Raw genomic sequence first — 25,001 nt, forward strand, 5'->3', positions numbered from 1 at the left:
ATCATATTGAACGATCCTTTATCAATTCACGTCAGACCTTGGATAAAATGATTGTCTCGATGATATCCGTTAACCGGTCCCCCACTTCGGAAGTGGATGCCTTGCCATTCATATCGGGCGTGAGCACCCGGGCTTCCAGCAGCAGTTGCTCAATCGCATCGAGAACAACCTTACCATGTGATTCATAGCCAAAAAAGTCGAGCATTTGGCTTGCTGACCAAATGGAGGCAAGTGGATTTCCGATACCCCTGCCGGCAATGTCAGGAGCTGAACCGTGTATTGGTTCGAACATCGAGGGAAATTCCCTTTCAGGATTAATGTTGGCACCGGCAGCAAGGCCGATTCCTCCAGCAAGCGCAGCTCCTAAGTCTGTCAAAATATCACCGAACAGGTTCGAAGTGACAACGACCTCAAAGCGCTTCGGGTCTTTAATCATCAGCATTGCCGCTGCGTCGACAAGATATGAAGCCGTTTCGACTTCGGGATATTCCCTGCTGACCTCTTCGAATACCTGATCCCAGAAAACCATCGAATAATTCAGGGCATTGGCTTTAGAAATGCTCGTGAGCGATCTGCCTTCTTTTTTCGCGGTTTCAAAAGCATAACGGATGATCCTTTCCGTCCCTTTGCGGGAAAATACACCGTTTTGCAGAACAACTTCATGTTCCTGCCCTTTAAACAGCCAATCTCCTGCGCCTGAATATTCACCTTCACTGTTTTCGCGGATGAACAGCATATCAATATCTTCACGTTTCACATCAACGAGAGGCAAGTGAGCCCCTTTTAATAATGTCACGGGCCGGATATTGACATACTGATCAAAACTTTTACGGATTTTCAATAATAGCTCCCATAGTGAAATATGGTCTGGAACGCCCGGAAACCCGACCGCTCCCAAATAAATCGCGTCAAACGCTTTCAGCTTTTCAATCCCATCATCATCCATCATTCTACCATTTTCGGCATAAAATTCGCAGCCCCATGGGAAGTATGTGAAATCCAATTGAAAACCTGAATCCAGTTCAGCCACCTTTTTTAATACCTTTATGCCTTCATTAATCACTTCAGGGCCAATGCCATCTCCTGCGATGACCGCAATTTTGAATTTTTTCATGATTGATCTCCTCGATTTTCAGTCTTGGTTCCAAACAACCAATTTCATTTCGGTCATTTCTTCCACAGCGTATTTAATGCCTTCACGACCAGTCCCGCTTTCTTTTACTCCGCCGTATGGCATTTGATCGACACGATATGTCGGCACATCATTGATGATCACACCGCCTACATGCAATTCCCGTGAAGCGTACAATGCGTTTTTCACATTGTTTGTGTATATCCCGGCCTGCAAACCAAAGCGGGAATTATTCACTTCATCAATCGCTTCCTTCACTGAACCCACTTTATTGACAATGACAACCGGAGCAAATGCTTCCTGGCATGAAACTTTTAGCGTATGATCCGCTTCTGTAATGATTGTCGGTTCAAGAATGTCACCTTGCAATTTCCCCCCTGCTGCGATCGTTGCCTTACTGACTTTAGTTTCCTCTATCCAGCCCAATACACGGGCCGCTTCCCCTTTGGAGATTAAGGCGGAAATATACGTATCCGGGTCCAATGGATCGCCAATTCTAAGGTTTTTGGCCGCAGCAGTGAATTTTTCGACAAACTCTTCATACACTTCTTCATGTGCATATACACGTTGCAAAGATATACAGACTTGACCCTGATTGGAGAAAGCACCCATGATGCAACGATCGATAATTTTATCGATATCTATATCTTTATCAATGATTAAAGCCGAGTTCGAGCCAAGTTCAAGTGTGGTCTTTTTCAGACCCGCTTTGTTACGGATTCCGATTCCAACACTTGGGCTGCCTGTGAATGTGATCATGCTTACCCTGTCGTCTTCTACAATCGCTTCCCCGACCGTGCTGCCCGGACCTGTCACTACATTTAATACGCCAGCCGGCAAACCCGCTTTTTCAAAAATTTCTGCGATGAAAAGTGCGGACAGCGGAGTTTGCGAAGCAGGCTTCAAAACAATGGTGTTCCCTGCAGCTATTGCCGGTCCGACTTTATGCGCCACTAAATTCATCGGGAAGTTAAATGGGGTGATGGCACCAATGACCCCGATCGGCTCTCTTAACGTGTAACCAATTCGGCCAACACCGCCTATGGCTGCATCAAAAGGAATTGTTTCACCGTGAATCCTTTTAGCCTCTTCAGCCGAGAACTTATACGTTTCGATGGTCCTTCCAACTTCCGCTTTTGCGAACATGATTGGTTTGGCTGATTCACGGGAAATGATTTCTGCCGCTTCTTCCGCATTCTCCATCAATAACGCGACAGCCTTCTCCAATATATCCGCCCTTTGATAAGCTGGCATTTTTGCCATGACTTCGCGCGCATTGTAGGCGGCTGCAATCGCCTTTTCGGTCAGCTCTTTATCCGCCATGGCAATTTGGGCGATTTCTTCCCCGGAAAAAGGGGAATATAGCGGGGAATAGCTTTCCGTTTCGACTTTTTCGCCATTGATCATCAGATATTGTTTCATCGATTTAAATTGATTCGCTAATTTACTCATTTAGGGCCTCCAATACCATTTCATGAAATTGAACAATTGCTTTTTCCGAAGAAGAATACCTACCTTTGTTAAAGGCACGGGAGCGGAAACCGATTTGTTCCAGCTCTACAAGTTCCACATCTTCTTGGCGGACTTGTTCGGCAAACGTAACAAGATCTTTCTCTTCCTGAGTCAAATTCTCATCGCGGAAATAATATGTGTAAACAGCCAAAGTCGTTTCGTGATCAATCGGAACCATTTGAATGGTTGCCATATTGCCAGGGCCTGGATAAATGGTCAACATCAAGTTAGGCCACAGCCAGAAAAAGGATCCACCTTGCATTTCCGCCTGATTTAAATCGACCGTTCCGTAATTTTTATCCGGTTTAACGATCGAACCTTGCAGTGAATAGTTATCGCAAGTAATGATTTGGTAATCATCCATATCAAGTGCTGCAACAAAGCTTGGATGTGCTACATGGCAATGGTCACATTCTAAATAGTTATCTATGAACGCTTTCCAGTTTGCCTTGATCACCCTCGTTTTTTGGCTTGTTCTTTTTAACTCACTTAAAAACGGATATTTACTTAAACGGTCAAAGAAATCGCCGTAAGATTCACTAAGCGGTTTCGCATTATCATCCAAGTTTACAAAAATTAGAGATTCCAAGATTTCCATGCGAACGGAGCGTAAACAGGCATCTTGTACACAGGCTTCATCTTCTCCTTTAAAATTCGGCGCTTTGTTCAATTTCCCATCCAATTTGAATGTCCAACCATGATAACTGCATTGTAAGATTTTCTTCTTGCCTGATTCACTTTTTTCAAGCTTAGTGGCACGATGCGGACATACGTTATAAAAAGCGCGGATCACCTCATCCTGGCCGCGGTTCACTATGATCGGCTCATTGGCTACCTCTGTCGTAAAGAATGATCCCACTTTTTCCAATTGGCTGACATGACCCACAAGCTGCCAAGATTTAGAGAATACTAGATCGATTTCCTTTTCGAGAACTTTCGGATCCGTGTATTTGTCATATGTCAATGTTCTTTCAAATGTACGATTTGTTACATTTTCCACCTTGTTATAAGCCATCATTAATTTCCCCCTAAAAAATTTATTACTAGCATCCCTGCCATACTAGCTATTAAAATTTGATATGTTTTTATTTGATCCTACCTTCCGATTCAACCGGCTGACACCGGTATATTGGCGAAAGGTTCCGTCGCCACCTTAATCGAATCTGTCGGACAACCATCAAAAGCATCTTCCAAGTCTTCCTCCAGGTCTTCGGATACTTCAGTTATTCCTGTGTTGGCATCCAAGATTGAAAAGGCGATTCCTTCATCGTTATAATCGAAAATCTCCGGTGCAGTCGCTCCACATGCCCCGCAAGCGATACATGTCTCCTGGTCAACCATTGTATATGTAGCCATGTGGTTTCCCTCCTCCCTTTTACATAATTAAACGGACGCTGTGCTTTTCTCTTTTCCTCCCATTGTGCTCGTGCTGTGCAGCGGCTGAACTTTTGCACTTGGGTCGATATGAACTTTTGCATTACTCACTGCTGTTGGAGCTTCACCGAACCCGCTAGCAATCAGCTTCACCTTTCCTTCGTACGTACAAATATCTCCTGCTGCGTATATGCCTTTGATATTCGTTTCCATTTTGGAATTGACAACGATGGAATTGTTTTCGATTTCAAGACCCCAATCCTTTATTGGCCCTATTGATGATACGAATCCATAATTGACAAGGACGTCATCGACTTCCAATTCAAGCGGTTTTCCACTCTTCGCATCCGTCACAATCACTTTTTCTATATATTCTTCTCCGATCAATCTGGCTGGGAGATAAGGAGTCAAGATCTCAACCTTGGATTGTTTCAAACGCTCTACACTATGTTCATGGGCACGAAATTTATCCCTGCGGTGAATGAGTGTCACTTTTTCGGCTATCGGTTCAAGCATTAGCGCCCAGTCGACCGCCGAATCACCGCCACCGAACACAACCACTTTCTTATCGGCGAATTGGCTCATATTCTGGACGAAATAATGAAGGTTGGCATTTTCAAATCTTTCTTCACCTTCAATTTTTAGTTTCCGAGGCTGGAATGCCCCGTTTCCAGCAGTTATGATTATCGCTTTCGTGTAATGTGTTTCTTCGGATGTCGTAATGGCAAACATCCCATCCGAAGTACGAACGATGGTCTCTACAGATTGATTAAGACAAATATCCGCTTTGAATTGGCCCATTTGTTCCAGTAATCGATCGATGAGCTCTTGGGCCTGGATTTTCGGGAAACCTGCAATATCATAAATGTATTTTTCAGGGTACAAAGCAGATAGCTGCCCTCCCAATTGAGGGAGACTTTCAATGATTTTCACTGAAGCCTGGCGCATTCCCGCATAAAAAGCGGTGAACAAACCAACCGGCCCTCCCCCGATAATAGTGATGTCAGATACTTCATTCTTTTCTTCCAAATTCATTCCCCCCTAGATGTCTTCCTTGAAAAAAGATAATTCCGCTTACTGGAATTCTGCTATGCTCAGATGTCAATTCCTGCAATAATTTGAAACGTAGCACTTCGTCAATTTCACCAATTGATAATTTTATATAATGCAATATGCGTGCCAACCTCGAGAAACACTCTCAATAAACAAAATATTTAGAATTCACTTTGAAAACGCTATCATACCGAGTTATAATTAACTCGAAATTGATGAAATTTTATTCAGAATTCACTCATTCCCTTTTGAAAAGAGAGGATTACATTATGAAAAGTACGGATTCAACTGAAAGTGTGGAGATGACGCTCCAAACTCTATTAAAAATTCTTGATCATTCCTCAGATGAGATTTTCGTCCTTGACGGCGAACAGCGGATTCTTTACGTCAACAAGGCATGTGAGCGCCATTACGGGCTAAAACCTACTGATGTCATCGGCAAATATAATGTGGACTTATTAGAAAAAGGGTACTGGAAGCCCTCCATCGTGCCTGAAGTATTTAAAAGGAAAAAGCCTTGCTACATGAAACTACAAACGTATATAGGGACTGAATTGATGACATCAGCGATTCCAATTTTAAATGATGCAGGGGAAATTGAACTGGTCGTCACTACATCCACAGAAACCCAAACATATAAAATGTTAAAAGCAAATGAAGCAAGTGGTGAGTCAAAAATCACTCATGACGAAGATGAAACGGGGAGATTCATTACTAATAGCGGTAAAATCAATCGGATCCTCACTTTTTGTGAAAAGGTGGCGCCGACTGATTCCACGATTTTAATCCAGGGGGAATCCGGAACGGGAAAAGGAGTGCTTGCCCATTTCATCCACCGGATCAGTAAGAGGAAAAGCAAACCATTCCTGACAATCAACTGTGCAGCCATCCCTGAAGAACTGCTCGAATCTGAACTATTCGGCTATTCAAAAGGTGCATTTACCGGTGCAAACAAAACTGGAAAACGCGGTTTGATTGAATCCGCAGACGGTGGTACTGTCTTTCTTGATGAAATTGGGGAAATACCGCTCGCTCTGCAGGCAAAGCTTCTCCAAGTGATCCAGGACAAACAATTCATTCCCGTCGGCGGCAGTGAAATGAAAAAAGTCGACATCCGCATCATCGCAGCAACAAACCAGAACTTAATAGAAATGGTCAATGATAAAAAATTCCGGGAAGATTTATTTTACCGTTTGAATGTGATTGATATTCAACTTCCTCCATTGCGAGAACGTAAAGAAGATATCATTCCCCTTACGTACAATTTTTTAAATAAGTTCAATGAAAGATATCACGAAAACAAAGTCATTTCGGAAGAATGCTTGAACCTATTAATTCATTATTCATGGCCCGGCAATGTACGCCAGCTCGAAAACTTGATTGAAAGGCTGGTCTTAATAAGTGACTCCGTTATCCTAATGTCCGACTTGCCTGAAATGATAACCGAGAACGTTGAACAGGTCACACAGATTGATCTCCCCACTTCTCTCGATAAGGCACTTGATGAAACGAAACGGATATTGATCAGGAAATCTTACCAAACTTATAAATCATCAAGGAAAGTCGCGAAGGACCTCTCCATCAGCCAAACGAAAGCCTCAGCGTTGATCCGGGAGTACTGTGGGGACTTAATGAATAAATAGGCACCATGAAAATGACAACGTTTGTCCATCAACAAGTCCATTTTCCCCCAAGCGACATGCTTGTTATTCGTTGCTAGTGTAATGGTAAACACTTAAATTCCAATTCATATGGGCTTCCATTTTAAATCAATCACTTAACTATTAAATTCAGGTACGAACAGTAAATAAGAGACTTCCCCTTTGCGGGCAAGTCTCTTATTTTTAGGCTGTTTTCGCTTACTTTGTTGCTATTTTCCAAGTAAAGCGGTGTGGTTGATTTCCTCTCCAGATGCTCGCTTTCCGCGGGGCGGGCGGTGAGCCCCCTCGGCGTAAACGCCTGTGGGGGCTCACCTGTCCCGCTGCTCCCGCAGGAGTCTCGCACTTGCGCTCCAATCAACCTTAAATCGTTTCGTTTTAAATCAACAATCTTTACGAAAAGAGCCTATTTTTAAGAAGATCCAACTATTTTTTCACCTCTCGGCTTTGTACTATTTGAATCTGGTTCCCTTGTGATGCCAATTTGATTGAATTTATCATTAATGGACAGTTTGTATGTCAATGATCCTGTGCCGGCTTCATCAGGCTTGAAAGTTCCTGCATTTGTCCGTTTTCCATCTTTCAGCAACCACACCTGATACACCTCGGACTTTTGAAGGCTAGGCAAATTCTGAATCTGAACGATTAGCCTTCTTTCTTCACCTTGCTGCAAAATGTATGCAGCACCGTCCGTATTCATATTTATAGCGGTCTTATCGGCAGGCTGCAAAGATAGCGACGTTTTAACCTCCATTGGCAGATCGACAGCTGCAAGTTCTTTTTTCAGTTGGATATTGGAATATAACAGCACAAACGCCAAAACCAGGGTGGACAGCAAGAGACCTGAAGTTACTGGTGTAAACTGCTTAAAGAAAAAACTACTCCAACTCTTTTCCCTTCTCACCGGAACTTCATCATCAGTCTCAAAGACAAAATTCATAACCTCTGATTTCAGGGAAGAAGAAGGTTCTATTTCTTCGAAATCCCATTTCAATGAATTCCAGGCTTCCGTCATTTGTTCATACTCCCTAGTGCATTCAGTGCATTGAAGTAAGTGTTCCGCGAATGCTTTTTTTTCTTTTTCTCCCAGTTCACCCGATAAAAATGAAAGCAGGTTAGTGCACTCTTTATCCATTTACAAACCACCTACTTCCAAATACTTTTTCAATAATTTAAGCGACTGGTGAAGTCTGCTCTTGATGGTACCAATCGGCTCATTTTCAATTTTGGCAATTTCCGTTAACGAGTACCCTTTCCAATACAATAAATCAATCAGCCTTTTTTGCGGCTTGCTTAACTTACTTTTTGCATTGGCAATTTCACTGTGTAATAGTCCATTTTCTATATCATTATTAGGATCTTCTATGTCAATTGGATGGCTCATGTCCATGTGTTTGTTATTCCGGATATGAACGCTGTCTTTACGGACATAATCCACACACACATTTCGTGTAACGGTCAAAAGCCAGCTTACAAAGTGCCCCTTTTCTGGATTGTAACTGCTTTTTGTGGTCCAGAGCTTTAGAAAGACCAACTGCACGATCTCTTTAGTTTTTTCAGCATTTCCATTTGTGAACTTAAAAATAAAACCATAGATTAATTTAATATGCCGGTCATAAAGTTCTTCCAGAGCAGGACGATGCTTTTTCATTACTAATGCCATCAATTCCTTATCAAGTTTTTCTTTCAATCGCACCTGCAACTCCTCACAAGTAAATTTGGAAAAAACAATAACAGGAACGACCATCAGTGATCGTCCCCTTTTTCTTATTTTGGAAAAGCCGTCTTGTTATTTACAATATACCAAACATTTTTAACACCTTCGCCATTGACATCTCCCGCTGCCTTATCCTTCACAAAATAGTAGAGTGGAAATCCTTTGTAGGTTACCTGTTCTTCCCTTGTATCTTCCCTTTTAATGGTTCCAAAGTCTTTTTCGTCAAATCCTTTAGGGACAGCAAAATCCCTTTCCATGAACGGCGGCCATTTTTTCAGGCAATCACCCATGCAATTGCTTTTTCCTGATTTATCATTTTTGAAAAAGTAAAGTGTCATTCCCTTGGAATCAGCCAGGTATTCGCCTGTTGTTTCACTTTCCAATAATTTTAGGCTTACTGTTTTTTCATCGGCAGTACCACTAACCGCTTTATCCTTTTGGGCTGAATCATTAGCTTCCTTTCCACATGCCGCCAAAACTAGGACCATCATAAAAACTGAAAATACCATCCACTTTTTCATATACTCCCACTCCTCGTCAATTTACTTCCATCCCCATTTTTGAAATACTTGATGGGATTCTTCCGTTTTAAGATAATCAATGAATTGTTTTGCCTTTTTCTTGTTTTCACTCTTATTTGTTATGCTTACCGGGGTTCCTCTATAAAGTTTGTCTTCCTCAGGGAGTTGAACCAGGTCCGTCACATCCGACAGACGGTAATGCCAGGATTCATATGTAATCCAGGCGTCCAATTTAGAATTTGCCTTCCATAGATCGATAGCTTCTGCACTGGACTTCACTGAAATGACAATATTACTGCTAATTCCAGGAATCAATCCTTTTCTTCCAGCCAAATCTTCCCATAGTCCCAGTTGCCCGGCTCCATTAACATCCACAATCTTTACGCCCTTCTTCGTTAAATCCTCCAATGACTGTATATTCTTTGGATTTCCTTTTCTAACCAGAATTCCAGCTGATCGTGCATACAGTTCTGTACGGTTTTTTTCATCAAGGACATCCGGATGATCATGCATAAATTCAGTTAGCATATACTCGGACCCTCCGTAAATGATATCCGCATCCTGTTTGGCTTGATTAATCCATTTTTCTTCGGGTCCCGCTGTTACTTCAACTTTTATCCCCGTTTCTTTGGTGAATTGTTCCGCCACTTCCTTGATAGGTCCAAGAGGGCCACCTGGTCCATATACTTTTACGACATCGTTGACAGCTTGCCCCTGTTTCGAACCCATTTCTGGTGAAAATCCTAACAAGACTGCCATCAATGATATCCACCCGACAAAAATAACCTTTTTCAAGTCTTCCTTCTCTCCTTTCTAAAAAAACCTTTGTACTATAGATAACGGGCCAAACTTCCAAACGGTTTGAAAAAATTTGTTAATTATTTTAAATTGCTGCAAAGTACATCTGACAATCTCCAGTTTTTCACTTTTACTCACAACAAAAAAACCATTCGAATATGGAATGGTTGCAGACTATAACATTAAGATAGAGCTCCTTTTGCCTACTTTCATGCCCATACTTTTTCAAGCCTCTTAAACAAAAGATCAAAAAGTTCGCAGAAAAGGTTAGCTTGATTTCCTTCCCTTTCTTTGTCTATTTCTTTTACTAACCATAGCAATTCCCAACAATATCAGAGGAATGATCGTTTGCATCAAAACTCCATGAAAAGGGAAGGCGATGATATCATATCGGCTGACATCCATAGAGTTAGGATAAGACCAAAAGCTGAATTCTACAATCAAAATCCCTATCGGCCAAACAACAGGACGATAATCGGAGAGATTCAGCCACTGCGCAGTACCCAAAGCAGCTGCATAATAAAACACAGAAATTTTGACAAACGCTCCTACTATCCATACCGCCATGATGGCGGACTCCAAATGTTCAAAAAAATCGGCTAAACTGATGTACCGAGATACATTCATCATGGGATAATTCTTTGTGGCTGTTGTTGATCCGAGTACAAAAAGAACGATAAGATTCACCACAACTAACGTCATCATCACGACAAACACAGTCATCATCCCATATTTCATTCCTTTTTTCATATCCGCTAAAAAAGGGAGGAGAAAAATGATCAGAAAAAACTCACTGAACCATCCACCCGGTACAATTGAACCCTTGATTGGAGGCATCATTCCATTCCCCAATATCGGGAATATATTCTTAAATTCAAGATCAGGGCCCAGTAAGATGATTAAAAGAAGGAGTGGAAGGATAAAAACAGGAACAAATAATTGGGCAGCTCTCCCCAACACCTCTATCCCTCCGCGTACAATAAAGGCACAGAGGAGTACCATCGATGCCATGATCACGCTAATCGGGGTTTTGACCAGAAAAGAGTCGACAATAAATTCCCCATAACTTCTTAGGATTTGCCCTGTGATCGGGATATAAAAAAACAAGAATAAAAAACCGAGAATTTTTCCCGGAATCCGACCGATGATCTGTTCACTGAATTGGATAACCGTTTGTTTCGGATAAAGTTTGTGCAGTTTATAAGCGATATACACCGTTGCATATCCGATGAGAGACGCCAAAATGGGGGACAGCCATAAATCAGTTTTGGCATATTTCGCTGTAATGCTTGGAACCCCGAGAACAGCCGTTGCCACAATCGTCGGATACATCATGAATGCCATCTGTAGAGATGAAATTTTACCTTTCTCCATCATCTTCCTCCTTTCTGTGATTGTATGTAAATTTGAAATCACGCCGCCCACTGATAGACTTACTTTTTCATAAACTCTTCAATCGGCTAAAAAACGAGTTTCAATCCATTCGGCTGGTTTCGGCTCCTTTACGATTTCTTTTCCTTACAACAGCAATCACCAACAATAACAGGGGAATGATCGTTTGCATCAAAATACTTTGTAAAGGGAAGACGTTGATATCATTACGACTGACATCCACAGAGTTAGGCAACGACCAAAGACTGAATATGACAATCAAAATCCCTATCGGCCATACAACAGGACGATAGTCGGAGAGATTCAGCCACTGCGCTGTACCTAAAGCAGATGCATAATAAAAAACGGAAATTTTCACAAACGCCCCCACTATCCATACCGCCATGGCGGCGGATTCTACATGTTCAAAAAAGTCGGCAACACTGATGTATCGAGATACATTCATCAAGGGGTAAAGCTTTGAGGATGTTGTTGCCCCGAGTACAAAAAGAACTGTAAGATTCACCACAATTAACGTCATCATCACGGCAAACACAGACTTCATACCGGATTTCATCCCGTTTTTCATATCCGCCAAAAAAGGAAGAAGAAAAATGATCAGGAAAAACTCGCTGAACCATCCACCCGGTACAATCGAACCCTTGATTGGAGGCATGATGCCATTCGCCAATACCGGGAATATATTCTTGAATTCAAGATCAGGAATCAGCAAAAGGATTAAGATACAGAGTGGAAAAATGAAAACAGGTACAAACAATTCAGCAGCTCGCCCCAACACTTCTATTCCCCCGCGTACGATGAACGCACACAGAAGCACCATCGATGTCATGATCACACTGATCGGGGTGCGTACCAGAAAAGAGCCGACAACAAATTCTGCGTAACCTCTAACGATTAGCCCCGTGTTCTGGATATAAAAAAACAAGAGTAAAAAACCGAAAATTTTCCCCGGAATCCGACCAATGATCTTTTCAGTGAATTGGATGACCGTTTGTTTTGGAAAAAGTTGGTGCAGTTTATAAGCGATATACACCGTCAAATACCCTATTAGCGCAGCAAAAATGGGGGACAGCCATAAATCAGTTTTGGCATATTTGGCGGTGATACTTGGAACTCCGATAATAGCCGTTGCCACAATCGTCGGATACATCATGAATGCCATCTGTAATGATGAAATTTTCCCTTTCTCCATCTGCTTCCTCCTTTCTTTAATAGAATGAATTTAATCCTAATCCCGCAACACCCACTAATAGACTTACTTTTCCATAAACTCTCCAAATGGCCTGAAAAGAGTTTCCACCCATTGAGTGGGTCCTGACATCTGTGGGAGATTGAACATGGACAGAACCAAGCCAGTGAGGAGCAGTGTAAGAAATGCCACTTTATCTTTTTTAGGATTTTGTTTCATTTTCGGCCATTCAAACAAAATGATTAAAGCTACGATAACGGTTGTACAAATAAAAGCCCCCCATCTCACTTGTCCTTCACCTCTTTCTCAGACAAACCCGCCGGTTTGTTTATATAGCCCTGTCTTCGAATATGGGCCGCAACATCAACTTCCACTTCCATTTCCGCGAATATCTCATCCCAGTGGTTATCTACCTTATTAAACTGTTTAGGATATTTCCTATAGAAATCTTTACCCAACCCTAAAATGTCCGCTTTCTTATGCTGAGTATGCAGAAAAGTCATCTCGATGCGTTTTTCTATATCTTTTTGATATGCTCGTTCTGCAGCTTTTAGAGACTTAGGATTTGAAAGGTTTAAATTCGTTCCATTTTGAATAACAGATCCATCTGTATTTATCTTAACCAATAATTTCCATTTGCCATTGATAATTTGCGGAACGATCTTGACTTTGGCTGACACTGGACTTAAAGATATCTTCCCTTTCACCCCTTTGGGTTCTATGGTCACGGTATATGATTCCACTTCATCCCTTAACCACAATAGCCCTCTTGTTTCCTTTTCAGTCAACGTTCCAGTCATTTTATCTTTTTTGAACACGGCTGTTCCGACAATGTAAGGAATTCCCTGTAATTTCGTTTGCCCTTTCGCTGGCGGCAATATTTTAACGACTGGAAGTGCGGCAGCTTGAGGCCTACCGGTTAACATTTCATCTAAATCCTGCATTGTGACCAGCATCCCAATATGTAAATCAGATAGTTCTCTAAGCACTTCCCCTGAATAGTTTTCCAGGGGTGGCAAAGATTCAAGGATAGGCTTTGCTCCCCCTATGCTGACATACACATTTGCTTTCTCTCTTGGCTGCGGATGGCGCAGCAAAAAATCCAGCTGCTCTTGAATTCCTTCCTTCGCTAACTTTTCACCGAATACAAATACTTTACAATGTCCCCAAAATACTTTTCGCGGAAGCTTGCTTTGAAGCTTAGACAATGCATCTGAAATATTGGAGCCTTTTTCGGATCTCACCATTGTCGTAACCCCACTCCCCCCTTGACTGCTCCCTCCTTGACCGCCTCCACTGCTTATTGAACTTGGAATAAAGACTTGGACGGATAGTTCGATTTGATTATTACCACTCTTATCGATGGCGGCTGCTGTGACAATCGCCAAGTCAGTGATTTCTATTCGATCCCAACAACCGCTTAGAAAAGGGGTCGTTCCACAAATAACGAGTAAAAGAAGGACGCTTTTCATGAAATGACGCCTCTTTCCTTTCTCCAATATCCTTTTTCGCCTCCAGCTATTATTCACTCCGTTTCACTCCCCCTTTTTGGATTTGGTCTCTGTTCCGGGGCTTGACGGTATACATTAGAATCCCCTGTGAGACGCGGACGTGAATCCATCTTCCACCAAGGAGCCCTCCACAGCACATCTTTCAGCTCTTGACCTTTTAACGGTGCCAGTGGCGTTAAGTATGGAACGCCAAAGGAACGCAAGCTGCATAAGTGAATGACAATGGCAATGATCCCCATCATGATGCCTAGCAGTCCTAATGTACCGGCAAGCAGCATCATTGGAAAACGCAGCATCCGGAAAGCAATTCCGGCAATATAACGAGGCATCATAAAAGAAGCGATTCCCGTAATCGCAACCACAATGACCATTGGCGCTGAAACCAAGCCCGCTTGTACGGAAGCTTGACCAATCACTAGCGCTCCAACAATGCTGACGGCAGAACCTACCTGCTTCGGCAAGCGAACCCCTGCCTCTCTTAGTGCTTCAAACGTAATTTCCATAGCCAATGCCTCTACTATTGCAGGAAAAGGGACCGATTCCCGGGATGCTGCTACGCTTAGCAGGAGTGCGGTTGGGACCGCCTCATGATGGAACGTTAAAATAGCAACATAAAGTGAAGGAAGCAAAAGAGATAATCCCATAAAAAAATATCGTAACCAACGGATAAAAGTGCCTGCCATAAAACGTTGAGCATAATCCTCTTGTGATTGAATCAAAGAAAAGAAGGATATTGGTGCAATTAAAGTAAAAGGGGTTCCTTCTACAAGAATGACAGCCCGTCCCTCCAGCAAGCTGGCACAGGCTACATCCGGCCGTTCTGTCGACATGATCTGAGGGAACGGTGAAAACGGATTGTCCTCGATCATTTCCTCGATGTACTCGCTTTCTAAAATGCCGTCTATTTTAATTCGTTCCAACCGAGCTGTAATCTCTTCAATCAGTGTTTTATCCGCAAGTCCATCAATATAAGCAATTGAAACATTCGTCCTGGTAAGAGTTCCAATCTTCATCGATTGTATTTTAAGGGCAGGGCTTTTGATAATACGTCGTAATTGTGACGTATTTACTTCTAGAGATTCAATAAATCCCTCTCGTGATCCCCTAACTCCCCCCTCTGCCACAGGTTCTTCAATCGCTCGCTTTTCCCACTTGGACAATCCTAGAGAAAATCCATAGCTTTCCCCTTCATATAGGAGGATCGGGTTTCCAGAGGAAATCGATTCAATGCAATCCGCCAACATATTCACTTTTACCACTTTAGGAACGGGCATTTTATGTTCAATAAACTCATTTAATGGTTGTGGTTCTTTTGACGACTCTTGCATGAGTGGAGATAGCACGTATTGCTCTATCGCTTCGATGTCTGAGAGTCCCGCAATGTAAATGAGCATCGCCCGCGTCTTTCCGAAAAGTAAGAACGAGCGGAACATGACATCCGAGCAATTATCATATACAGAACGAAGTGTTTCTACATTTTGACTGAAATTCGCATCAAGTGAATCTGCAGGCTTGGAATCTAGGTAATCATTTTGTACCAGGGATTTTTTTTCTTTCTTTTTTCTTAACAATTTGCCAACATTACGAATCAAGCTGGTTACCCCCATTTTTTTGCAGGTCGCTCTAACTCCATTTTTCTATGTTTCTTCATTAAGGGTATTTTATACAGAAAATCCTGAGCCCGGCCTGAACTTAATTTTCATTTAAGCATTTGATTAAACCGTAAACATTTGTGATATCCTGTTTGTATTTAATGGCTATGGGGTATATCAAAAACCGAGGCTATAGATTAGTCGAAAATATCTTCTCAGTTGAAGTATGGATTTTGACCAAGATATGCAAGGCCATAAAGTAGGGGATACTTTTTAAAGGATGGATATTCGCTTTAAAATACCTCTGCTTTTTTATCTTTTTCATGGGCAATCAGACTAAAACATTAGAAGATAAGGGAGATTTCTATGTCATTCTTAATTACATTGCTCGGATTATTAGTTTCCACAATAATCGCGACAATATTAAATGCCAAATGGACTCGTATTCCACTACCGATATATCAGATATCCATGGGGGCAGTGCTTTCATTATTGCCATTTCAATTATCGTTGGATTTTCATTCAGAATTATTCATGATCTGTGTCATTGCTCCGCTGCTCTTTACAGAAGGAAAAAATACGTCCCGTAAAGAAATGCTTGAATTGCGTAAGCCTATTCTGTTATTGGCCTTTGGGTTAGTATTCGTGACCGTTTTTGCAGGAGGGTTTTTCATCCACTGGTTAATACCCGATATGCCGATGGCTGTCGCTTTTGCTTTAGCAGCCACGATTACCCCTACGGATGCCGTAGCAGTACAATCGATTACAAGAGGGTTGAAATTGCCCGGAAATATGATGCCCATCCTTGAAGGTGAATCACTTTTCAATGATGCTGCTGGAATCGTTGCTTTTAAAGTGGCCCTGGCAGCTGCCTTAACTGGAGTGTTTTCTATAAAAGATGCTTCGCTTAATTTTATATTTGTAGCTTTGGGCGGTATTTTTATAGGGATCCTATTGGGCTATTTAATCGTTAAATTACGATTATTTTTACGGGTTCATGGACTTGAAGAAATCTCCATGTCAACTGTCATTGAACTGATTACGCCTTTTGCCATATATATGGTAGCTGAAGAATTCCATGTATCCGGAATCTTGGCAGTGGTTGCTGCAGGTGTAATTCATGGCATCGAGCGGGACCGCCTTCAGAGTTCCACAACTAAATTGCAAATTGTATCAACTAATACATGGTCTGTATTAGGTTATGTTTTGAATGGACTTGTATTTGCTTTATTAGGATTCATGTTACCGAGTGTTTATCAGGAGATTGAGTCCGACTTAAATAGGGGTAATCTTTTTGGGATAAGTGTTTTGATCGTTCTTTTATTATTGGTGATCCGTTTTATTTGGGTATACATTTTGCATGATACTTTTACGAAAAACAGAGTGAATCCATTAGAGCAATTCATCATGTCAAGGGTTCATCCAGAAGATGGCGAAGACAACGATGATGGGAATGTTTCAAGATCACGATTTGCATTTTTGACATCCGTTAGCGGCATTCATGGCACCATTACATTGGCTACAGCTTTATCCATACCATATTTCATGCCGGATGACTCTTTATTCCCGATGCGTAATACAGTCTTGTTTATCGCAGCTTGCGTCATATTGTTAAGCGTCATATTGGCTACGGTACTCTTGCCATTACTGGTAAAGACACCGATTGAATTCAAAGATGAACGCCTAACCCCTGATGAGGCTTATAAAATTGTTTTAAATAAAACGATCGATCAGCTGAGCAAAGAAGCAACCATCGATAATCAGAAAGCAGTCCATCAAGTGATGGAAGATTTAAATGAACAACTGATAGATTTGGAGCGGGGAATAACGAATAGACCGGATAATCGGACAATACGTGATTTAGTGGAGCTAGGTGCCAACAAGGAATTGGAGGTCGTTTCTGGATTAGTCGAAAAAGGGACTATATCGGAAACAGCCTTTGAACTTTATAAAGTATATATTTCAAGAACCTTAAATTATATGCAAAAACCTTCGCTGAAAAGGGCTTGGGTCAATTTGCAGGCGATTCTTTTCAAGAAAAAGATCAATGTCAAATGGGATAAGAAATGGGAAGCGAAATTAGAGGACTCCATCGTTAAAAATGCTGACCTGATCCGGGAGTTCCGTAAAGCACAAAAAGAAGCTTCAAAGGAAGCTATTTCATTGATCAAACAACAAACTGCACCTGAAAACCGTCATGAAGTCATGCTTGTCATTCAAAGATATAATCGTTATTTGAATCCATTCGGAACATTAAGTGAAAAAGAAGCAAATCGCTTTAAAGAGATGGTGAGTCATTTTCAGTTGAATGCGATGCAAATCGAACGTGATATCATTCAGCAAATGGTTGAAGATGAGCAAATATCCATGCAAACAGCCACTGAGCTTAGACAACACTTAATCTATGATGAAATGTTAATGATAGAAAGCCGATAAAATACAAAGGGACACCGATACAACAGCGAGCGGTGTCTCTTTATTTAAATCCAAAGGGGGTCAAACAACAGGAGTAATACCACAGGAAAAATGAAATGAAAAGACCTGCTATAGGTCGAGCAGGTATAAGGGATTTTAGTTTAAGTTGGTACGGTATCTTCCTGGCACTTGAACCCATTATCCTTTTTGGAATTCTTGTTCAGTCAAATGCAAAGTTAATCGTTTTGCAGCTTTAACTGTTGTTTCAATTGAACATACCGCAGTTAATGCATGCATCATGAAGCCGGTGTGTTATATGAAAATGCCTTTCCTGACGGTTTATTATTTTCTTGCGGTTCAGCTTTACACCGCTCTAACTGATCAATCCACACTCAATTCCTTCTCTTATCAAGTCCATCATTCAATATTTTCATTTGGAAGCGAAAGTAGAGATAGAATATGGTCCAAATGATCATATAGAATGGTATGAAAATCCCAATTCCTATAGCAAATCCTTTTAAGCTGAAAGGAATCCAACCAACAAAGAAGGATAATAGAAAGTAAAGAATGCTGACGGTCAGGAAGTGCAGAATGGTTTGAGATAACAAACTCCAGTTTTCATTTTCAAAGAAGAGTGTTGCCGTGCTGAAGAACCAGCCGCATAATATGCAGCCAATGGCGTTTTTTACAAATATTCCACTGTCCAATGAAGCAGCTTCCCCAAAAGCGATCACCCCAAAACATGTCAGCACCATTACGAGTGCCCCAAAGCAAATCCCAACAAAGCTGCGGAATAATAGTGTTTTCATCATAATCCCTTCCTTTTCCATTGAAATGCTTTCTTGATCCCTTGAACATAGTGGCGGGAAACATATTCTTTTTCCCCTGATCGGAAGTACACACATAAGGTCCCGTTGAAAAACGCCTCGAATCTGCTTAACTCATCCAAATTGGCAATCACTGACTTGGACAATCGCACGAATTGATTACCGGGAAGGTCCATTTCCAGTTCATATAACCTTTCTTTCATTTCGAAAGTACCCTGTTTTGTCCGCACCATTATGGAATCTTGCTCTGTGAACAAATAGATAATTTCTTCCGCCCGGAAGACATGCTGCATTTCTCCCTTCCTGCCGACAAAATACGGTCTTTTCCTCTCCTTCAAGCGCTCCATCAGTTCCTGCACTTCCTCATTCCATTCATGATTGCGGATAAGCACCTCTATCGCTTGGACCTCCTCATCTATCTCTATGTTTATTTTCATCTCTGCGACCTCCCTTTGCTTATAATGTAAGTATATTGATATTTTTGACAATTCGCTTGTGATTTCCAGCTACATGCCACTTTATAGCAATAACATGCTTGAAATGGATACTCAGATACATTAAAGAACCGTCCAAATAATTGGACGGCCCTTTAATATAAAATCTAATTCTGATTTTAAATGCGTTTATTTTGATTAAGATCACTCTTTGCTTGTAAAAGTACTTGGCATCACAACAGCGATTACCTCTCCACGGGCGCAAAGTTTATCGATGGCAAAAACCTCTGTTTCGATTCTCCACTTCTTAGGATGTATTTCATGAACCGTCCCAACGGCTATTAATGGCACATCATTTGGGGTTGGCTTTACGAAATCCACTTTCAGTGAAGCTGTCACGAACCTTGGAGGCTCCACTCCCTCTCCAACTTCATGACCATTTTTACGATGCAATGCAATAGCAGCGGAACCTGTTCCATGACAATCAATTAAAGATGCAATCAAGCCGCCATAAACAAATCCTGGAATTGCGATATGCTCTGGTCGTGGTGTATAAATTGTCCTTGTTTGCTCGCCTTGCCAACCCGTTCGAAAATGATGACCATCATTGTTTAAGCGACCACATCCATAACACCATGCAAATTCATCTGGATAATCATCTTGAATCGCTTTTAGAACATTCTCCTCCATCATCTCTCCCCCTTTTTCAGAATATTATAACACCATTAAAGGGTATTCGGTCTATTTGGGTAATTGGTGAAAGATTAGTTTTTTTGTAATTCCGTGATTCTTTATTAAGGCTACGTCCAAGTTTTAATAAAGTAAACTGACGCAGCTTTATACATACTGCGGAAATCGACAACATAAAATAAAAAGTTTGCAAGAATCACCCTGCCCCTTTACTCGATATAAATGACAAAGTCCCCTGTTAGCGTGCAGCATTCAGGAGCTTTCCTTTGACTAATATATAGTTAAGAAGTGTCTGCCATTGCATTGACTAATTTCAGGCTTACCTTCTTATTAAAAGTTAAGCCTTTTTCTTAAATCCCAATACTTGAATGTCATTTTACCCATTTTCGACTTCGAAAGTGAATCATATTTACGTCCAAGTGCTAGGTTTTGTTTCTCCAGCTTAGTAATTTGTTTAAGTTGAACTGTGTTCAGTTTTTTTAATTGCTTTACTTCTTTAACCAATTTTTTATTTTTCACTTTAATTTCATTGTTTTTATTATCGACAATTGCCTGTTCTTTCATTGAAACTTCCACATCTTTTGGTTTTAATTTAGGGTTGCCATAGGTTTCAAATCCTATGGTTTTTAAATATGACATGTTATTTTGAAAATTTTGTTCAAAGTTTCCATTACTTTTATGGATGTGGAGAAATGTATAACATCCAGATTTTTCTGCTGAAGTGATTTGACCATACCCAGACAGTTTAAACAGTTTTTCAATTCGTTTTATTTCTTCAGGTATGTTTTTGACAATATAGGTGAAAACTTCGTCAACATTAAACTCTACAGGCATTTTTTTCACTTTTTTTGATGGTGCATGCTTATTCAGTTCATCAAAATCATCTTCATCAATATAAAACATATCCGCACTTTCATTTACATAATCTGTAATACGTTTGCTCCATAATAGACCTTGCAGTTTTTTTATTGCTTCCGAAAATAAAAACTGCCTGCTAACTTGATACATTCGTTTTGCAGCAAACTCATATATATCCTTATTACATAGCGCTAACTTGACAGCGTCACGGAAATCCTTCTCTGTAACAGCATATAACGGGTAATCTTCGCCAAAAAGCTTTATATGCATTTCGGTTGGATTCATTATTACAGCCTTCCTTAAGATCCCATACTCCAATAGCTTTGTAGACAGTTCCAGACTGCTGTCCATTTCCTCACTTCTCCAGGTTATCCCAATATCACTGTTCACGATTAATTGTTGGGCATTCTCCCTTGTCAATGCTCCGTACCATGTAAGCCCATCTGTATTTTTAAGGAGGTATGCCGCTTCTTCCTTAAACTGAGAATCATCTTTAACCCATTTGAATTTATCCCCCGCTACATCAAGTGATAGATTCGGAATCTCGCGCTTTAATTCTTTAAAGGCAGTAATGATGGGAATGGTCTTCCAATCAGGGTCGAATTTCCCTGTATATACAAGTTTGTTTTTTAACCGGGTCTGCCCTTCTGCTGATTCAACGTTCGGTATCATCGGGGTAAGCAGGGAAACTTTGTTTTTTTCTTTATTCAAATTAAGAATCTCAATGACAAATTCGCACATCTCTTCTGTTTGACATAAGAAATACGCACACTGATCATATATATTTTTAATGCTCTCAAATTTTTCTTCATTAACATCCTGACCTATGTGAGTCAAGCCTGTAGCATAAACTAATGTATTCTTTATGATATGCCTATGCTTTGCTATTTTTTCAACAGTCTCAATGCTTCTTACAAATAGCCAATCATATTCCTTTTGACTCCAATAATGTGAAATGAGCATTTCAGCTATATCAAAATCAATGACACCTTTTTTTACCCACTCATCATCTGTGGCTCTAAAAAAAGGATCAACAAAAGGATTGAGAATGGTTATATTATCAAATTTCTCAAGAGGCTGAATTAAGATATCACGTTTGACCGGGCTAGCTAAAAGTAAGTCAACTTCGATGTTGGAATCTAACGCAATGGTCGATGCTAAGGAAGATAAAAATACTGCAGATCCATCCATTGAATTCATGTCAATAAAGCCAAATAGAAGCACCTTCATTTTTCTGTTTTCAACTAGTTCATGTGAATTCAAAGTTTTCACTCCAATGACTGAAATCTGATATGAATGTTTATTTTTTTATTTGTTCTTTAATAGATGATTTAAGCGCAAGATATTTTAACGTGAATTTCCCTGCATATGTAACATTGAATTTGTGTTCTAATAACTTAAGTCTTCGTATTTCTTTGTTAAGCTGAATATTTTCTTTTTGGGCCATCTTATTTTTTTCTAATTCTTCCCGCAGCCTACTATTTTCTTTTGTAATATTCTCAATTATTTTTTGTTTTTCCGTGCCACTTCCCTCTATGAGCTCCAATGTCATGGACATCATGTCTTTCATTTGTAATTCAAGTTCCTCATACATAGTTTTCCAATATTCATTTCGTTCGTCCATATTGAAAAAACTCCCCTCATTTAACCTTGGATAATCTCCAATTCTCTTTTAATAACAACATCTACCGCGCATTTTTCTCGAATCGACTGAGAAGCTTGTTTTGACACTCTTAAAAATACGTCCGAGTTGTAATATAAGCGCTCTATTGCATCTGCAATTTCGGTAGGGGACTCAGGTTTTGTTAGAAGGCCAGAAACGTCGTGTTTTACGAATTCCGGGATTGCCGTGATATCTGTTGAAACCGGCACTAGCCCACTCGACATTGCCTCACACATAGAAACCCCTTGAGAATCCAAACGGGTCGGGCAAAGGAAAATTCCATACTCCTTATGTAATGCAGCGATTTGCTCCTGTGATAGGAAACCTTTATGAATCGTTACATTCTCAAAATCCCGGATTGGCTCAACGGTTTGATCGAACAATTTTCCATCACCATAGAATGCAAATTCCAACTTATCGAAGTATGGTCTCTTCGATAGTTCCAGCACTGCTTTCACCGATAAATCATTGGCGTATTTTCGTGAAGCGTATGGCCTGATTGAAAGGACTTTGGTCCGCTTTTCAACGGGCTTTTCCATAAAGGTAAACAGATTGTCATCTATTACATTAGGAATGATTACTGAATTTTTCGATTCCGCTCTTGCGTCACATTCCGCAATATGTTCTTTGAACCATTTGGAAATATGAACAAAGGTTGTATCCAATTCATTCGTTTGATAAAACCAATTCATAAAAGAAAGCTGTTCTACATAATAGTCGTCCGACATTTCAAGTATCTTCCTCAAGCTTTCAGGACTTTCAAGAAAATTAAACCATCTCCTATGCCATGCCTCCGTTTCAAATCCATGTATCCAGGTGATAATCGGTAAATCTGTGTTCGTTTCTTTTATCGCTTGTACCATTTTGGGATTAACAAAATGAATGAGTGCTTTTTTATGTACTTTATGATTTAAGAAAATGCGCAGATGCTGTTCAGTTCCTCGATAAACAGGCACATCTTCATACGTATACTTTTCTGCTTTTTTATAGGCAGGATGCAAAACAAAGACATCAACCTTCAAACCCTCATCCAGATAAGCCTTGACTCTTCGATGGATAAACCCATTCCGATATAACTGATCTTCATGTGGATAAGCATTCGTAATGATTACATATCTATCTTTTTCACTAAATGTAAGCTCATATAGATTTATAGATTCCTCCATTTTTGTTCACCCCTACTATTCAGTCATCTTCAATCAGCCTGCTTCTTTTCTGTAAATGAAGGATTTTTAGAAGACCCTTTTCCAATCACATTTAAAACCGTCAATCGATTATAACAAACATGTATTACTGAATATTGACATCAATATGAGAATTCTGTAAATAAAAGTAAAGTTTTCATGAACTTTTATATGTTTTTGTTAAGTTTCAGTAATGACATAACCGGGAGGATCAGCAAAATAAAGAAGGGCGATCCATTTACCGGAATCACCCTCTTACATATAAACTATTGTATTTTTTATCCGTTAATAGAACTTGAGAGTGTAGAGCATAAACCCAAAGCATAGACTTGATTATTTTTTATCCTTAATGGAATTTATTAGTTCAGCGACCGCAGTTAACTTTTTCTACCTTCAAGAATTATTCAAGCATGTTTTTGTAAGAATAGAATAGAATCGAAAAAAGACCAATTTGCCGAAGAGAGTGATATAGATGGGACCGATTACCTTTAAAGCATGTGCAATCACTAATGAAATTGATTTGAACAAAATAGCCATTCATTGCGGCATCCCTAAAAAATTCACCTGGGAAGAGCCTTTAATCCTTAAAGGCGATATTCTAAGTTCCATCCTTAATAAAAATGTGGATGAATCGCAACAGGTGCTGGTTTTTTCCTTTGGCAGCATTGTCTTCATTAACTACTCACACGCGGATGAGATTAAGGAATTTTCATCCTTTATCCATTCTTTCGAGCCGGACATTGATCTCGTTAATGTAGATAGATATACAGACGATTACAGCCTTCACTTAAGTGAAACTGAAAACATCAATTTGACAGACGAATATGTAGTTGTGCCTAAATTTGAATTTTTCTACCCTGAATTAATTTCCACTATTCTCGCAAAATCGGTGGCACTCGAAAAAACCGAGGAACAACTGGGAAAAATCCACGACAAGCTCGAAGCCATGATAGACCGACTGGAAAAAGGCAAGCTGAGAATCGGCAATAAGGAACTAGCGAGGACGACGGCAAAAATCGTACGTCACGAGTACAATACCCTAGCGTATATCATGATTCTGGATAAACCTGATATTACATGGACAAGCAGTATTGCCGGCGAATTTTATGACAGAATGCTTGATTTTTTTGAATTGAATGATCGGTATAAAATCTTGAAAAGTAAAACCGAAATTTTATATAACATTATGGATGGGTTTTCTAACATCAGCCATTCGATCAGGGGGCTGTTCGTCGAATGGATCATTGTGATTCTCATTGTCTTTGAGATCGTTCTCACGATTTTAGAAATTGTAGGATGGATACCATGAATTCTGAACATATCGTATCCAAATTAGAATTATGGTGAAAATTCCTGAATGGTAGGTTGGATGGAATGCCTTCCAAAAAATAAGCATCTTTTAGATGCTTGAGTTTGAAGACAAAAGAGGTTTTATCTAAATATCAAAACAAAGTTGATTGTAACGGAAGGTGCGAGACCCC

The 25,001-nt window shown here is 40.3% G+C and carries 24 protein-coding genes; 4 read left to right on the forward strand and 20 right to left on the reverse strand.

The genetic code is table 11. The features are described 5' to 3' along the window. Positions 1-31: 31 nt before the first annotated feature. The 5 genes from BW986_RS10985 to BW986_RS11005 form a co-directional block, all read right to left on the reverse strand. Positions 32-1,114: a tartrate dehydrogenase gene (locus BW986_RS10985; RefSeq protein WP_076367789.1), complete on the reverse strand. Its 1,083-nt coding sequence runs from the start codon at positions 1,112-1,114 to the stop codon at positions 32-34. Positions 1,115-1,132: 18 nt separating this feature from the next. Next, positions 1,133-2,584 carry an aldehyde dehydrogenase family protein gene (locus tag BW986_RS10990; protein WP_076367791.1) on the reverse strand — a complete coding sequence of 484 codons (1,452 nt, stop codon included), beginning with the start codon at positions 2,582-2,584 and terminating at the stop codon, positions 1,133-1,135. Beyond that, positions 2,577-3,659, reverse strand: a complete 1,083-nt coding sequence (locus tag BW986_RS10995) for an aromatic ring-hydroxylating oxygenase subunit alpha (RefSeq protein WP_063235396.1) — start codon at positions 3,657-3,659, stop codon at positions 2,577-2,579. The genes BW986_RS10990 and BW986_RS10995 overlap by 8 nt, the downstream gene beginning before the upstream one ends. A gap of 92 nt (positions 3,660-3,751) precedes the next feature. Continuing rightward, entirely contained in the window at positions 3,752-4,000 is a 249-nt protein-coding gene (locus BW986_RS11000; RefSeq protein WP_076367793.1) for a ferredoxin, read from the reverse strand. A gap of 27 nt (positions 4,001-4,027) precedes the next feature. Beyond that, the gene (locus BW986_RS11005) at positions 4,028-5,047 is read right to left on the reverse strand and encodes an NAD(P)/FAD-dependent oxidoreductase (RefSeq protein ID WP_076367795.1); all 1,020 of its coding nucleotides are present in this window, start codon (positions 5,045-5,047) and stop codon (positions 4,028-4,030) included. A 293-nt stretch (positions 5,048-5,340) separates the two neighbouring features. Here BW986_RS11005 and BW986_RS11010 point away from each other — a divergent pair, with 293 nt between their 5' ends. Further along, positions 5,341-6,714, forward strand: coding sequence for a sigma-54 interaction domain-containing protein (locus BW986_RS11010; protein ID WP_076367797.1), 1,374 nt, complete (start codon positions 5,341-5,343; stop codon positions 6,712-6,714). Positions 6,715-7,141: 427 nt separating this feature from the next. On the opposite strand, the gene BW986_RS11015 is transcribed toward BW986_RS11010, so the two are convergent. The 9 genes from BW986_RS11015 to BW986_RS11055 form a co-directional block, all read right to left on the reverse strand. Continuing rightward, a complete protein-coding gene (locus BW986_RS11015) occupies positions 7,142-7,864 on the reverse strand; it encodes an anti-sigma factor (protein ID WP_076367799.1) in 723 nt (240 codons plus the stop codon). Next, positions 7,865-8,419: an RNA polymerase sigma factor gene (locus BW986_RS11020; RefSeq protein WP_076368029.1), complete on the reverse strand. Its 555-nt coding sequence runs from the start codon at positions 8,417-8,419 to the stop codon at positions 7,865-7,867. It lies immediately after the preceding gene. Positions 8,420-8,496: 77 nt separating this feature from the next. Next, positions 8,497-8,967, reverse strand: coding sequence for a COG4315 family predicted lipoprotein (locus BW986_RS11025; protein WP_076367801.1), 471 nt, complete (start codon positions 8,965-8,967; stop codon positions 8,497-8,499). A gap of 21 nt (positions 8,968-8,988) precedes the next feature. After that, positions 8,989-9,762 carry an extracellular solute-binding protein gene (locus BW986_RS11030; protein WP_076367803.1) on the reverse strand — a complete coding sequence of 258 codons (774 nt, stop codon included), beginning with the start codon at positions 9,760-9,762 and terminating at the stop codon, positions 8,989-8,991. Between the two features lie 270 nt (positions 9,763-10,032). Beyond that, complete coding sequence (locus BW986_RS11035) at positions 10,033-11,139, reverse strand: GerAB/ArcD/ProY family transporter (protein WP_076367805.1); 1,107 nt, start codon at positions 11,137-11,139, stop codon at positions 10,033-10,035. A gap of 100 nt (positions 11,140-11,239) precedes the next feature. Beyond that, entirely contained in the window at positions 11,240-12,349 is a 1,110-nt protein-coding gene (locus BW986_RS11040) for a GerAB/ArcD/ProY family transporter (RefSeq protein WP_076367807.1), read from the reverse strand. 63 nt (positions 12,350-12,412) lie between these two features. Further along, the gene (locus tag BW986_RS11045; protein ID WP_076367809.1) at positions 12,413-12,634 is read right to left on the reverse strand and encodes a hypothetical protein; all 222 of its coding nucleotides are present in this window, start codon (positions 12,632-12,634) and stop codon (positions 12,413-12,415) included. Next, positions 12,631-13,875, reverse strand: coding sequence for a Ger(x)C family spore germination protein (locus BW986_RS11050; protein ID WP_260320821.1), 1,245 nt, complete (start codon positions 13,873-13,875; stop codon positions 12,631-12,633). The genes BW986_RS11045 and BW986_RS11050 overlap by 4 nt, the downstream gene beginning before the upstream one ends. Then, positions 13,872-15,464: a spore germination protein gene (locus BW986_RS11055; protein ID WP_076367811.1), complete on the reverse strand. Its 1,593-nt coding sequence runs from the start codon at positions 15,462-15,464 to the stop codon at positions 13,872-13,874. Before BW986_RS11055 ends, BW986_RS11050 begins: the two co-directional genes overlap by 4 nt. A 351-nt stretch (positions 15,465-15,815) precedes the next feature. On the opposite strand from BW986_RS11055, the gene BW986_RS11060 reads away from it, so the two are divergent. Together BW986_RS11060 and BW986_RS30180 are read left to right on the forward strand one after the other, a co-directional pair. Continuing rightward, positions 15,816-17,885 (forward strand): Na+/H+ antiporter, encoded by a 2,070-nt coding sequence (locus BW986_RS11060; protein WP_076367813.1) that lies wholly within the window; start codon positions 15,816-15,818, stop codon positions 17,883-17,885. A 95-nt stretch (positions 17,886-17,980) separates the two neighbouring features. Next, on the forward strand, positions 17,981-18,121 hold the full coding sequence (locus BW986_RS30180; RefSeq protein WP_179086053.1) for a hypothetical protein: 141 nt from the start codon (positions 17,981-17,983) through the stop codon (positions 18,119-18,121). Between the two features lie 135 nt (positions 18,122-18,256). Here the strand turns inward: BW986_RS30180 and BW986_RS11065 are convergent, their stop codons facing one another. The 6 genes from BW986_RS11065 to BW986_RS11090 all read right to left on the reverse strand — a co-directional run bounded on the left by BW986_RS11065 (position 18,257) and on the right by BW986_RS11090 (position 23,502). Further along, on the reverse strand, positions 18,257-18,676 hold the full coding sequence (locus BW986_RS11065; protein ID WP_260320822.1) for a DUF3021 domain-containing protein: 420 nt from the start codon (positions 18,674-18,676) through the stop codon (positions 18,257-18,259). Beyond that, complete coding sequence (locus tag BW986_RS11070) at positions 18,673-19,128, reverse strand: LytTR family DNA-binding domain-containing protein (RefSeq protein ID WP_076367817.1); 456 nt, start codon at positions 19,126-19,128, stop codon at positions 18,673-18,675. The genes BW986_RS11065 and BW986_RS11070 overlap by 4 nt, the downstream gene beginning before the upstream one ends. Positions 19,129-19,329: 201 nt before the next feature. After that, complete coding sequence (locus tag BW986_RS11075) at positions 19,330-19,815, reverse strand: PaaI family thioesterase (RefSeq protein ID WP_076367819.1); 486 nt, start codon at positions 19,813-19,815, stop codon at positions 19,330-19,332. 330 nt (positions 19,816-20,145) lie between these two features. Next, entirely contained in the window at positions 20,146-21,936 is a 1,791-nt protein-coding gene (locus BW986_RS11080; RefSeq protein ID WP_076367821.1) for a glycosyltransferase family protein, read from the reverse strand. 37 nt (positions 21,937-21,973) lie between these two features. Continuing rightward, entirely contained in the window at positions 21,974-22,297 is a 324-nt protein-coding gene (locus BW986_RS11085; RefSeq protein WP_076367823.1) for a hypothetical protein, read from the reverse strand. A 20-nt stretch (positions 22,298-22,317) separates the two neighbouring features. Next, positions 22,318-23,502, reverse strand: a complete 1,185-nt coding sequence (locus BW986_RS11090) for a glycosyltransferase family 4 protein (RefSeq protein ID WP_076367825.1) — start codon at positions 23,500-23,502, stop codon at positions 22,318-22,320. A gap of 490 nt (positions 23,503-23,992) precedes the next feature. Between BW986_RS11090 and BW986_RS11095 the strand changes: the two genes are divergently transcribed. Further along, on the forward strand, positions 23,993-24,829 hold the full coding sequence (locus BW986_RS11095) for an RMD1 family protein (protein ID WP_076367827.1): 837 nt from the start codon (positions 23,993-23,995) through the stop codon (positions 24,827-24,829). The last annotated feature ends 172 nt before the right edge of the window (positions 24,830-25,001 follow it).

Source organism: Peribacillus simplex, from assembly GCF_900156045.1.
GTDB lineage: Bacteria > Bacillota > Bacilli > Bacillales > DSM-1321 > Peribacillus > Peribacillus simplex_D.